We start from the raw sequence: 13,230 nt of genomic DNA, 5'->3' as shown, positions 1-13,230 counted from the left end.
TGGATTTTTTATTTGTAATATTACCAAACAAACAGAATAAGAGTCTTCATTTTATTTTCTCACAAACTGGCAAGAGTCGCCTGTAATGTGAACACTTACTCTATATGCATGCTTATATAGCCTGTATCAGCTTGTTAGGAGGTTCTAATGACCATTCGGGTTGCCATTAATGGTTATGGTCGTATCGGTCGCAACATTTTGCGTGCGTTGTACGAAAACGGTTATCGAGATCAAATCCAAGTCGTTGCTATTAATGACTTGGGCGATGCTGAAATTAATGCCCACCTAACACGTTTCGACAGTGTCCACGGACGTTTTGCTGGAGAAGTAAAAACCGAAGGCAATAACTTATTGGTCAATGGCGATGTTATTCGTATCAGCTCAGAGCGCGATCCAGCCAAACTGGACTGGGGATCACTCAATATTGATGTGGTTTACGAGTGTACTGGCCTTTTCACCAGCAGAGAAAAAGCCGCTGCTCATTTACAAGCCGGCGCAAAGAAAGTGATTATTTCAGCGCCAGGTAAAGAAGTAGATGCCACCGTAGTGTATGGTGTTAACCATGATGTGCTTCGTCAGTCACACCAAATTATCTCCAATGCTTCTTGTACTACCAACTGTTTAGCCCCCATCGCTAAAGCGCTGAATGATACGATTGGCATCGAGTCTGGCTTGATGACGACTATTCATGCCTACACTAATGACCAAAATTTATCAGATGTTTATCACCCAGACATGTATCGGGCTCGTTCAGCTACTCAATCCATGATTCCAACTAAAACTGGTGCAGCTGCAGCAGTTGGCTTGGTGCTGCCAGAGCTTAACGGCAAACTAGATGGACAAGCGGTTCGCGTACCAACCATAAACGTCTCATTGGTCGACTTAAACTTTGTTGCCAAGCGCGCTACCTCCGTTGATGAAATCAACAGCATTATGAAAGCAGCCAGTGAAGCTTCTTCTATCCTGGATTATAACGATATTAAGCTAGTGTCTATTGACTTTAACCACAGCGTTGCTTCTTCCACCTTTGATGCATCTCAAACACGAGTAAATGGTCAGCTGGTGAAAGTAATGGCTTGGTACGATAACGAATGGGCTTTCTCAAACAGAATGCTCGATAACACGCTAGCTTTAATTAATGCACCTGCATAAGTAACTGAAGATTGTCTGATGATTCGCAGAACTAAAATTGTTGCAACCCTGGGCCCTGCCTCTAGCGATATTGATACGATAGAAAGTATGATCGCCGCAGGGGTAAACGTTGTTCGCCTGAATTTTTCCCACGGCGAAGCCCAGGATCATATCAACCGAGCACAGTTAGTTCGTGAAGCTGCAGCCCGTCAGCAAGCCTTTGTAGCAATTTTAGGCGACTTGCAAGGACCTAAAATTCGTATTTCGCGCTTTCAAAATAAGCAAATTCAACTAAATAATGGTGATACTTTTATCTTAGATGCCAAGCTGGATAAAGAAGCTGGCACAGAAGAACGGGTCGGAATTGAATATAAAGCATTAGTCGTCGATTCAAAGCCTGGCGACATTTTATTATTAGACGACGGCCGTATTGAACTAGAAGTGACTAATGTAACTGAGCATGAAGTCATTACCAAAGTTATTATTGGCGGTCCGTTATCTAATAACAAAGGGATTAATCGTCAAGGCGGCGGGTTATCAGCAAAGGCACTTACTGATAAAGATAAGCAAGACATTAAAACAGCTGCAAAAATTGGCGTTGATTATGTGGCGGTATCTTTCCCCCGTTCTGCAGAAGATATGGAAGAAGCTCGGCAGCTTTTAAAAGAAGCAGGCTCAAGTGCAGGTTTAATTGCCAAAATAGAGCGTGCTGAAGCAGTAAATGATGACGATATTTTAGATGGCATTATTAAATCGTCCGAAGGGGTCATGGTGGCCCGTGGTGACTTAGGCGTAGAAATTGGTAATGCACAATTGGTTGCAGTGCAAAAACATATTATCGAACGCGCCCGAACCTTAAATAAAATTGCGATCACCGCGACTCAAATGATGGAGTCGATGATTAATAACCCAATGCCAACAAGGGCTGAGGTATCTGACGTAGCCAACGCTGTATTAGATGGCACCGACGCCGTTATGCTTTCAGCCGAAACTGCAGCGGGGCAATATCCAATACAAACCATTGAAGCTGTACATAATGTTTGTATTGGAGCAGAAAAACACCCTCTCGCTTCTCGATCAAAACATCGAATTGACGAGCCATTTAAACGTACTGATGAATCAATTGCATTGGCAGCCATGTATACTGCCAATCATTTACAAGGTGTAAAAGCAATTATTGCCATGACAGAAACAGGGGCAACCCCCTTAATCATGTCACGAATTCGGTCTCATTTACCTATTTTTGCTTTTTCACGTAGAAAAGACACCCAAAACCGAGTCGCTCTTTATCGCGGGGTTTGTACTGTTCCCTTTGATACTGAAAAAATTGACAACGCCGCAGTTAATCAATGCTCTATTGATAGACTGAAAGCACTAGAAGTTGTTGAAGACGGCGACCTGGTTATTATCACTAAGGGCGACTATGCCAATGCCCAAGGTGGCACTAACACCATGAAAGTGGTTAAAGTGGGTAACAAAATTCTTTAGATCAGTAAAAGTTATTTATGACTTTTTCTGGTTTAGGGAATCATGGGAAATTACTTAAGCTCCCAAGTGCAAGGCTGTTTTCAGTCCTGTGGACTTTTTAGAGGGTACTATTTAGTACCCTTTTTTTTGCTTTTTTATAATCGAATGATTAATGTGGTGCCCAAGGATCAGTAGCCAAAACAACTGTTGCTGTTTAGCCAACAACAATCAGCTATTGTTAAATATCATCACCATCCCAACCATGTTTTTTCATTATTTCTTGAATCTTTCCCTGTTGTTTTAATAAATTAAATCCTTTATTAAAATTTTTTAGCACGCTATCATGCTTTAATGATCTTTTAGGAACCATTAAAAACAACTTGTGAGAGACTAGCGGTTTATCCAATATATCTATTTCAACATCGTGGCCTTTAAATTTTGTTTTTAATAAATACTGAGTTACCTTTTTTTCTGCAACAATCAGATCTATTCGCCCAATTAACAACAAATTAATATTTCTTTCGGTATGGACTTGTTCCAGTTTTTGTAAATAGTCAGCCTTATTAAATTCATTGGTATAGTAGTAGCCTCTTACAACACCAATTCGATACGGAGATAAATCTGTTAAGGATTTATAACTGATTTGCCTGCTCTTTTTTTTAAAAAACACCAAGTGGCTGATTGAAATAGGTTCAGAATAGCTAAACAGTTTCTCTCGTTCTTTTGCATAAAAAGCTCCCACCAACCCATCGTATTTACCCTTCTTGCCTAGCTCAAAAGCTCGATTCCATGATGTATATAAAATACCTGCCGTTTTCCCCACTTGCTGAAAAGCTTGATAGATAATATCGGCAAAATATCCCTCATCAGGTAGCTTAGGGCCAAAATGAGGCGGCCAAGGCTCAGTGGCTAACAAATAATCACGTTTAACCTCTGCCACCACTGTACTCACAGTCAAAATACAAAAAAACAACACTCTTTTCAGGGTAGGCAGAACAGACATAGTTACGGCTAGCTTCATACTATTTACTAAAAATAGCATATTAACTTTAAGCCTGTACTTTAGGGATTGAAAGATGTTTAAGAAAAGAAGGCAGGATAGCCAGCCAAGCAGGCGGGTCATTCACGAAAAGAATCAATAACCCATTTACTCAAAGTGAAGGATTCTTTAGGCAAGGCCATCGAGTCATGAGTTCAAGTAGCGTTTTATATAAACTAAAGTAGCTACCGCAAGTCTTACAGTAGCAGACTTGCCCCCAGGAGTTTAGATCAACTAAATAACTGGGGTGAAGGCAAATAAATGCTCCTCGGCAATTGCTCCTGCATTGCCCTAATACATGACATCCATGTAGTCACCATCCTTAGTGATTAGCGAAGATAACAAAGCCTAAGGATTATTCACGAAGGCTGTGTTATTCAGATACTTAGAAAGTAATTAGCGATCAATACGCTCGTCAGTATTAGGATCAAAAAATACCGCTTTGCTCATATCAAAGCTTAAATCCAATACTGCATCTAGCCGAGCATCACAGTCAGGGGAAACCCTTGCAGAAATTTCCACACCATTTAGCTCAGACATAACTAACGTATCAGATCCCATTGGCTCAGTAACATGCACCGGACAAGCAATTGTGCGATTCAATGGTCTTGAAACTAAATGAGGTAAAGGCTCAGTAATTTGCTCTGGACGAATACCTAAAACTACTTGCTTGCCAACCCAACTTGATAGCCCTTCGCAGCGCTCGGGAACTGGTAATAACTGTGGTTGACCACCTTTATAGCTTACTTCAATTTGCAAGCCTTTATCAGACTCTACAATTTGTGCAGGAATAAAGTTCATTCCCGGAGACCCCATAAAGCCCGCTACAAAACGGTTCGCTGGGTCATCATAAATCTCTTTTGGTGTACCTAACTGCTGTAACTCACCATCCTTCATTACTGCAATACGGTCAGCCAGGGTTAATGCTTCAATTTGATCATGGGTCACATAGACAATAGTGGTTCCTAAGCGTTTGTGTAGCTTTTTAATTTCTGTGCGCATTTCTACCCGCAGCTTAGCATCCAGATTACTTAATGGCTCATCAAATAAATAGATTTGCGGTTTCCTCGCTAAGGCTCGTCCCATTGCTACCCGTTGACGCTGACCACCAGACAAATGGGCTGGTTTGCGATCAAGTAAATGCTCAATCTGTAGCATTTTTGCAACCCGCTCAACTTCTTGAGCACGTTCTTGCTTAGACACACCCCGCATTTCCAAACCAAATGCAATATTATCCCGAACCTTCATATTGGGGTATAAAGCATAAGACTGGAATACCATGGCTATATCCCTGTCTTTTGGTGCACTGTTGGTAACATCATTGCCATCAATCATAATCCGACCATCGGAAATATTATCGAGACCAGCAATTGAGTTCATCAGAGTGGATTTACCACATCCAGATGGCCCTACTAAAATCAAAAACTCTCCACGATCTATGGCTATATTAATACCTTTTAATACTTCGTGGTCACCATAGCGTTTTTTTACATTATCAATAGTTAAAGCAGCCATTATTTATCCCTCCATTACCCCTTAACAGACCCAGCAGTTAAACCACGCACGAAGTACTTACCCGCCAAAACATAAACCAGTAAGGTAGGCAACGCAGCAATGATGGCGGCAGACATTTCGACATTATATTCTTTCACGCCAGTACTGGTATTTACCAGATTATTCAGCGCAACGGTTATTGGTTGTGTATCACCTGCCGCATAAACGACCCCAAACAGGAAGTCATTCCAGATTTGGGTAAACTGCCAGATAACACAAACTACAATAATTGGTGTTGAAACAGGTAATAAAATTCGCCAGAAAATTGTAAAGAAGCCTGCACCATCAATTTTTGCTGCACTCACCAGCTCTGAAGGCACAGAAACATAGAAATTGCGGAAAAACAAAGTAGTAAATGCCATACCATAAACAACATGAACTAGCACTAAACCTGCCGTGGTATTAGCCAAACCTAACCACCCGAGGGTTTGAGCCATGGGTAACAGCACTACCTGAAATGGAATAAAACAACCAAATAGCAACAAACCAAAAAATAAGTCACTACCTTTGAATTTCCATTTTGTTAATACATAACCATTCAATGCCCCCAGAAAAGTGGAAATAAGTACTGCAGGCAAAACGATTTTAATAGAGTTGAAAAAGTAACCAGAAACACCTTCACAAGCGACACCAGTACAGGCGCTTGACCAAGCCTTGCCCCAAGCATCAAACACAAACTCTTTTGGCCAGGAAATTAAGGTACCCGTACGAATATCAGCCATACTTTTAACTGATGTTAAAAGCATTACCACCAATGGCATTAAGTAAAATAAAACTAAAAATGCCAAAATTGCGTAAATAAATACCCGCCCTAGTTTTGCAGAAGAGGTCTGCGGCCCTAATACAGTATTATCATGCATTGCGGGTACCTCTCAGCTCTGAATATAAGTAAGGAATCAGAATCGCTAATACACCAGCTAGCATCATCATAGCACTAGCAGAACCTAAACCAATTTGGCCACGAGTAAATGAGAAGGCATACATAAACGTCGCAGGTAAGTCTGTAGAATAACCTGGACCACCATTAGTTAAGGCTTTTACCAAGTCAAAACTCTTGATTGCGATATGACACAGGATAATAAAAGCACTGAAAAATACTGGACGTAAACTAGGTAGAATAATCCGCAAGTAGATTTTTGGTAAGCTCGCACCATCGATTTGTGCTGCTTTAATTATTGAACTATCTATTGAGCGCAAACCAGCCAAAAATAACGCCATGACAAATCCGGAAGACTGCCATACCGCAGCTATAACCAGAGTATAAATAGCCATATCAGTGTTAACTAGCCAGTCAAAAGTAAAGTTTTCAAACCCCATGTCTTTAACTAAACGCTCAAGACCTAGACTAGGATTTAAAATCCATTTCCAAGCTGTACCCGTTACAATAAAAGAAAGCGCCATTGGATAAAGAAATACGGTTCTGATGGCCCCTTCCGCACGAATGCGTTGGTCAAGCAAAATAGCAATAAAAATGCCCAATGCCAGACAAATTAAAATAAACAAACCGCCAAACACAAATAAGTTATCTACAGCGACACCCCAGCGGTCATTTTCGAATAATTTTTCGTATTGCAAAGTACCCGCAAATTTATAATTGGGTAAAAAACTGGATTTGGTGAAAGACAACACACCCGTCCAGATTACATATCCATAAATAAATACTACGGTCATTAAAATGGTTGGCGAAAGCACCAACTTAGGTATCTGATCCGCAACTAAGTCAAGCAGCGGCTTCTTTTTTACTTTTGCAGTCACTACTTGCATCTCTTCTGCATGCACACTCATAGTACAAGCTCTCTTTGTTTAATCTGCTTATAGAGCCCTAACCAGCCAGACAAAAAAACCAGGCTAATATTTTTCAGTAATTTAAAACAGGCTATAAAATAGTCGAAAATGCTAGCTGCAGTTGTAGCCACAGCTAGCATTGACCACTTACATACTGGCTTTAACAGCTTTGGCTAATTTCTGAGTGGCTTCTTTAGCAGACATTTTGTCACTATTAAAGAAGTTAGAGACCACATCAAAAATTGCACCTTGTATATAAGAGGTTGTAGACATTCCATGAGCCATACTTGGCACTAAGCCACCCGACTTACTAGTGGAAACAAAGCTGTTCATGGAGTCTTTGGCACAACTATCAAACTTATCCATATTCATTCCTAAACGCACAGGTATAGAACCTTTGTTCAGGTTGAATACTTCTTGGAATTCAGGCTCAAGAATGGTTTTTGCCAAGGCAGCCTGGGCCTTTTTGTTCTCTGGGTCTTTCACATTAAACATAGCAAAACTATCTATGTTAAAAGTAAAGCTGTTTTGCGTACCCGGTGCTGGAACACAGAGGTAATCTTCACCTGGCTTTTTGCCCGCTGCAGCAAATTCACCTTTAGCCCAGTCTCCCATTAACTGCATCGCTGCTTCACCTTTAATCACCATAGAGGTCGCAATGTTCCAGTCACGGCCAGGAGCATCTTTATCCATATAAGGCTTCAAGCTTTTGAACATTTCAAACACTTCAACCATTTTGTCGCTTTGCAAGGTTTTCATGTCATGCTCAACAAAGGCTTTGCGGAAAAACTCTGGACCACCAAGACCTAACGCAACTGATTCAAATACAGTTGCATCCTGCCAAGCCTGGCCACCATGAGCTAGAGGTACAAAACCAGCTTTTTTGATTTTTTCAGCCGCTTCTTTAAATTCAGCCCAAGTGGTAGGTACTTTAGCACCGGCTTTTTTGAAGATTTCGGGGTTAACCCATAACCAGTTTACTCTGTGCACGTTGACTGGCACAGCTACATACTGATCATCATATTTCATTACTTTACTGACGATTTCAGGCATTAAAGAAGACCACTTGTTTTCTTCTGCCACTTTATCTAAGTCAGTAAGAAAGCCCAGTTCTCCCCACTCTTGAATGTCCAGCCCCTTAATCTGGGCAGCAGAAGGAGGATTTCCGGAAACTGCACGAGACTTCAATACAGTCATCGCACTTTCACCACCACCCCCGGCGACAGCGAAGTCTTTCCAGGTGTGACCTTGTTTTTCAAGCAGTTGTTTCAGTACTGCGACAGACTTGGCCTCACCACCAGATGTCCACCAATGCAATACCTCAACTTCTCCAGCATAGGCACTTAAGCTCATAACACTGGAAGCAGCAATGGCAAGTAATGACTTTTTAAATTTTTTCATAAATCAGACCCTGTAAATAATTATTATCGTCGTCTGTCTCTGACAAATGCCCCTAAAGAGTGCACTCCTGCACTATAGCGACTACCTGGAGTGTATTAAGAGCGCTAGAGGATGTAACGTAAGATAACGCAAGCTAATGTAACAAAGTCTTACAAGTGTGGCACTTAATCTTTAAGAGGCGGGTGAATTGGTTGCTTTTCAATCAACCCTGTTAAGATTTGGTTACAAAAAAGTCGAAGGGCTGAAAAAAGTTATATCTAGCATCTAAGCAGTTTGCTACAAACGTCACACTCTAATTTGTTACAAAACGGTGATCAACTATCAGTTCTGACTAAACAAAATGACTAAATGACAACAATGAAGTTTTAATGTCAAAAACATTAAAGCCAGCAGAAGCTGATTAAAAGCTATCCTCTATAGCCCTTGTCAGTTTCTCAGCAGCCTGTTTTGGGGTGATTTTTTCATTACGGAAAAAATCTGTTACTATATCAAAGATCGCATCTTGAGTATATATTGAGGTAGCCATACCATAAGAAAAACTAGGCAATACATTAGCATAACTGTCTGCTACAAGGGTGCTCCTGCTTGCTTTTGCACATAAATCAAAGGTATCAACATCAATATCTTTACGAACAGGTATAGAACCTTTATTCATGTTAAATGTTTTCTGAAACTGCTTATCCAGGATATTTTTTACTAACGATGCTTGAGCTTTTTTATTATCAGTATCTGATATCTCAAACATAATAAAACTATCAATCACATAAGAAAAAGTTTTAGAAGTAGATGGCATAGGTATACATAGGAAGTCCTTCCCTAGCTGTTTTTCTTCAGCAATAAATTCACCTTTAGCCCAGTCACCCATAATCTGCATAGCAGCCTTCCCATTTATCACCATACTTGTAGCTGTATTCCAATCTCGATCAGCAATATTTTCATCCATATAATTTTTTAGTTTTCTAAAAGCCACAAAAACATCAATAATTTTCTCACTACTTAAACTCTCTTTATCCAACTCCACAAATGCTTTTTTATAAAATTCCACACTAGTCATTCCCAACAATAACATTTCAAACACAGTCGAGTTTTGCCATGCCTGATCTCCATGGGCAATAGGAATAATTCCTACTTTTTTTAATTTATCCGCTGCAAGCCAAAACTCTTTTAACGTTGTAGGTATACTTACACCCGCTTGTTTAAACAGCTCCGGATTTACCCACAACCAATTCGCACGATGAATATTAACTGGTACAGCAACATAATGACCATCATACTTCATTGTGTCATTTACAAAGTCATGTAATATTTCTATCCAATTTTGTTCGGCTGCTATTTTATCCAAATTAGTGAGTAAACCTAGCTTACCCCACTCCTGAATATGTTTACCTTTAATTTGCGTAGCTGTGGGTGGGAACCCAGATAATGCTCTGGACTTTAATACAGCCATTGCTTTGTCACCACTCCCACCAACTACAGCAAAATCCTTCCAACTATGACCTTGCTCTACCATTTTTTGCTTGAGTACATCCAATGAACGTGCTTCTCCACCAGAGGTCCACCAGTGTAATACTTCTACTTCCCCAGCAACTAATATCTGACTATATGCCCAAACTAACAAACTAAGAAAAAGGTAAATTCTCTGTTTAAATTTCATATACCAACCTTATCCTCATTCATTTTGGCTATATACTTTATTTGCTGTAATTCAACTACCTTTCTATACTGTCAGCAGACGCTTTCGTTTCCACACACATACCACTTAGTTAATATAGATGTTGCAAACTGATTTTGTACAATAAGCTAAAGACTTGGTGTCAATTATTGTTTATCAACAACACCCTATCGCTTTCTTGTATCAATTTTTTACTCTGTCTAAACCTAGCATTTACAGCAGGTTATGTTCAGCATTTAAATGCAACTCCTCCCCCTATCACTACATGCCATAATACTTCTTTAACTTTTGCAGCCCCTCTATCTCCTCCATATCATACAGATAGTCAACAAGGTTTTATTGATCAGTTTGTGAAGTTAATTTTTGCTGACATTGGTTGCAAAGTTAATATTATTACTCTTCCCGCCATGCGTGCATTAAACAATACGAACAATGGAAAATTAGATGGAATTTTTTTATTTTCTAATGAATTAGATATACAGGAATACTCTAATTTAATAAAAATCCAACCAAGCTATTTTAATTACTTCTTAGCTTTCGCTGGGTTTGGTAAACTACCTGAGTCGACCCAGGAAATATCAAACTACAGAGTAACTACTATAAGGGGCATGTCATTACCTCATACTCTTTCAGCGCATGAACATATTTTTCAAGCAAAAGATCTTATTCAGATAACAACATTATTAAAACGAAATCGAGTAGATATTGCTATAATACCAGTAGCAATTGCATACTTTTATAAACAACAAAATTGTTTTAGATCACTAAATATAAAAGTTTATTCAGAGTTAAATGTAAATTTATACATTTACTTACATAAGCGTCATGGCCCCATAGAAAACACTCTCAGTAACAGTGTTCGCCGACTAAAGCGTAGCAAAAAATATCAACAGTTGTTACAAAACTCTATTAAAGAAGGCCTGAATATACCTCTTCCAGAGTGCTAATGCCTTGGCAGGCTAACAACAACAACCAATCCACATTCTGGGTGGTTATCAAGAATAAGTTCACCGCCATGGGCTTTCACAATACTTCTAGCTATTCCTAAACCTAAACCCGTGCCACCAGTATTTCGATTGCGGGATTTTTCGATACGATAATAAGGCTCAAAAACATGTTTACGCTCTTCGAGTGAAATGCCAGGCCCATAATCACGGATAATGATTTTAACTTCCTCAGTACCATCTATTAAATTAACCTCTGCTCGCTCGCCATAAAAAATAGCATTATCGATCAAGTTGGTTAAACAACGTTTAAGGGCCAGTGGTTTCCCCATATAGGGTTTATTTATTTTCCCATTAATATTAATCAAGTGACCAGCTTCTTCCACGTCTCGTTTTAGTTTATAAATAATATCCATTAAATTAGTCGGTGACTGCGGCTCATCCAACTCCGTATCCTTGGCACACTGCAAAGCACCTTTAACCATAACTTCCAATTCTTCCAGATCAGTGACAAATTTTCCCCGTATTTCATCCTGATCTAACATCTCTGCTCTGAGCCGTAGCCTGGTAATCGGTGTCTTCAAATCATGAGAAATAGCAGCAAACAACCTAGCGCGATCGTCAATATAACGTTTTAGCCGTTGTTGCATAGCATTAAACGTACGCGCTGTGGCGATCATTTCTTTACTGCCTTCTTCTGCAATAGGTGGATGATCCAAATCTCTTCCTAAATCATCCGCGGCTTTAGATAACTTAGCTAAAGGCTCAGTCAGCCAGCGTACTGCAAAAAATGAAATAAGTAGTACACAAAGAATGGTCAAGCCTAAAAATAAAACTCGTTCAAATGAAATAAACTCTGTTTTAGCTAAAAACGTCGGGTGTGGTATTAGTGCAGCAACATACAACCACTCCTGTTCTTCCAGTTTTATTTGGGTGACTAAAATAGGAGGAGATAAAGGCTTAATCAGTAAGCTATGGTGCGCCCAACGAGGCGGTAAATCTGTCAGATAAGTATTATTATTAAAAACTTTGAGTTTATCTGCTTCAGCAAATTGCACAATAATTTTTGGTTTGCTGCCTAATTCCTTACGCAAAATTGTATAAAATTGATCAACCACGATGTCATGCAGATAACTCTCAGGCAGATCATCGACCATAATTTGCTCTTGATTCACGCTAACAAAAAAACGAGTTCCTCCCATGTTACGTAATTGATCAAGCACAATATGACGATACTGAAGAGGTAAAGACTGGAAAAACTTTACAGTAGATGCAACCCCATAAGCCATATGATTAGCCATGTTAGTGACACTGGCTTCCTCTGCCCGGCGTGCCTGAGTTATCCAAATAGCACTACTGATGAGCTGAGCCAGCAATACCCCTAATAATAAAACAGCCACTAGCCGCCAACGTAACGAGCCAGGCCAAAGCTTTTGTTGCCAGAGTTCAGATATCCACTTCATCTTGCTGGGTTACAGGTACAGCTAAAACGTAACCAACCCCCCTCACCGTTTTAATAATCTGAGGGTTCTTGCCATCATCACCTAAGCGATGGCGTAAACGGCTAATATGCACATCAATTGAACGATCAAATGGACTGGCTTCTCGCCCACGGGTTAGGTCAGAAATTTCGTCGCGTTTTAGAATGGTTTGTGGACGCTCTAAAAAGAGCATTAACAGAGCAAAGTCAGCACCAGATAAAGTGACTTCATTCGAGTGTTTTTCAGTACCAACATTCTTATCATTTAGTGTTCGGGCATCAATAAGCTTTCTGGCTGTCGAGTCTAAGATCCAATTGGAGAAACAAAAAAACCTTTTAGTCTCAATGGGTTCTGGTTGTCTGTCAGTTTGCCCAGTTCTTCGTAAAATAGCTTTAACCCTTGCCAATAATTCACGAGGATTAAAAGGCTTGGCCATATAATCATCAGCCCCCATTTCCAAGCCTACAATGCTGTCAGTTTCTTCGGAACTGGCTGTTAGCATGATGATAGGCACATCCGACAACTGACGAATTCTTTGGCAAAGTAAAAATCCATCTTCTCCAGGCAACATTATATCCAACAAAATTAAATCAACTGACTGCTGAGGAAATAAACGAAAAAGCTCAACTCCATCACTGGCCTGAAGGACTTGAAAACCATTCTTTGCTAGATAATCATGGAGCAACTGTCGAAGTTCATTATCATCATCGACAACTAAGATTTTTTTTTCATTATACATGCGGTGTTTTATTGCCC

11 protein-coding genes are annotated in these 13,230 nt (G+C 39.9%); 3 read left to right on the top strand and 8 right to left on the bottom strand.

The window, feature by feature from the left end:
* Positions 1–147 precede the first annotated feature (147 nt).
* Positions 148–1,152: a type I glyceraldehyde-3-phosphate dehydrogenase gene (gap, locus tag G4Y78_RS03215; RefSeq protein ID WP_163831607.1), complete on the top strand. Its 1,005-nt coding sequence runs from the start codon at positions 148–150 to the stop codon at positions 1,150–1,152.
* An 18-nt stretch (positions 1,153–1,170) separates the two neighbouring features.
* Positions 1,171–2,619: a pyruvate kinase gene (gene pyk / locus G4Y78_RS03210; protein WP_163831605.1), complete on the top strand. Its 1,449-nt coding sequence runs from the start codon at positions 1,171–1,173 to the stop codon at positions 2,617–2,619.
* 217 nt (positions 2,620–2,836) lie between these two features.
* Here pyk and G4Y78_RS03205 read toward each other — a convergent pair whose 3' ends face one another.
* From G4Y78_RS03205 to G4Y78_RS03180, 6 genes are all read right to left on the bottom strand, one after another.
* Positions 2,837–3,619, bottom strand: coding sequence for a substrate-binding periplasmic protein (locus tag G4Y78_RS03205; protein ID WP_163831603.1), 783 nt, complete (start codon positions 3,617–3,619; stop codon positions 2,837–2,839).
* Positions 3,620–4,033: 414 nt separating this feature from the next.
* A complete protein-coding gene (locus G4Y78_RS03200; protein ID WP_163831601.1) occupies positions 4,034–5,152 on the bottom strand; it encodes an ABC transporter ATP-binding protein in 1,119 nt (372 codons plus the stop codon).
* Between the two features lie 14 nt (positions 5,153–5,166).
* Positions 5,167–6,051 carry a carbohydrate ABC transporter permease gene (locus tag G4Y78_RS03195; RefSeq protein WP_163831599.1) on the bottom strand — a complete coding sequence of 295 codons (885 nt, stop codon included), beginning with the start codon at positions 6,049–6,051 and terminating at the stop codon, positions 5,167–5,169.
* Positions 6,044–6,955, bottom strand: coding sequence for a carbohydrate ABC transporter permease (locus tag G4Y78_RS03190; protein ID WP_163836372.1), 912 nt, complete (start codon positions 6,953–6,955; stop codon positions 6,044–6,046). Before G4Y78_RS03190 ends, G4Y78_RS03195 begins: the two co-directional genes overlap by 8 nt.
* A gap of 168 nt (positions 6,956–7,123) precedes the next feature.
* A complete protein-coding gene (locus G4Y78_RS03185) occupies positions 7,124–8,377 on the bottom strand; it encodes an ABC transporter substrate-binding protein (protein WP_163831598.1) in 1,254 nt (417 codons plus the stop codon).
* Between the two features lie 400 nt (positions 8,378–8,777).
* Complete coding sequence (locus G4Y78_RS03180) at positions 8,778–10,031, bottom strand: ABC transporter substrate-binding protein (protein ID WP_163831597.1); 1,254 nt, start codon at positions 10,029–10,031, stop codon at positions 8,778–8,780.
* Between the two features lie 167 nt (positions 10,032–10,198).
* Between G4Y78_RS03180 and G4Y78_RS03175 the strand changes: the two genes are divergently transcribed.
* Positions 10,199–10,996, top strand: coding sequence for a hypothetical protein (locus G4Y78_RS03175; RefSeq protein ID WP_163831596.1), 798 nt, complete (start codon positions 10,199–10,201; stop codon positions 10,994–10,996).
* On the opposite strand, the gene G4Y78_RS03170 is transcribed toward G4Y78_RS03175, so the two are convergent.
* Complete coding sequence (locus G4Y78_RS03170) at positions 10,993–12,456, bottom strand: ATP-binding protein (protein ID WP_163831595.1); 1,464 nt, start codon at positions 12,454–12,456, stop codon at positions 10,993–10,995. The two genes, G4Y78_RS03175 and G4Y78_RS03170, sit on opposite strands and share 4 nt — an antisense overlap.
* Positions 12,440–13,213 (bottom strand): response regulator, encoded by a 774-nt coding sequence (locus G4Y78_RS03165; RefSeq protein WP_163831594.1) that lies wholly within the window; start codon positions 13,211–13,213, stop codon positions 12,440–12,442. Before G4Y78_RS03165 ends, G4Y78_RS03170 begins: the two co-directional genes overlap by 17 nt.
* Between the last annotated feature and the right edge of the window lie 17 nt (positions 13,214–13,230).

The organism is Spartinivicinus ruber, assembly GCF_011009015.1.
GTDB classification, from domain to species: domain Bacteria; phylum Pseudomonadota; class Gammaproteobacteria; order Pseudomonadales; family Zooshikellaceae; genus Spartinivicinus; species Spartinivicinus ruber.
The sequence above is the reverse complement of the archived record's forward strand: the minus strand, read 5'-3'. Positions and strand labels throughout refer to the sequence as shown.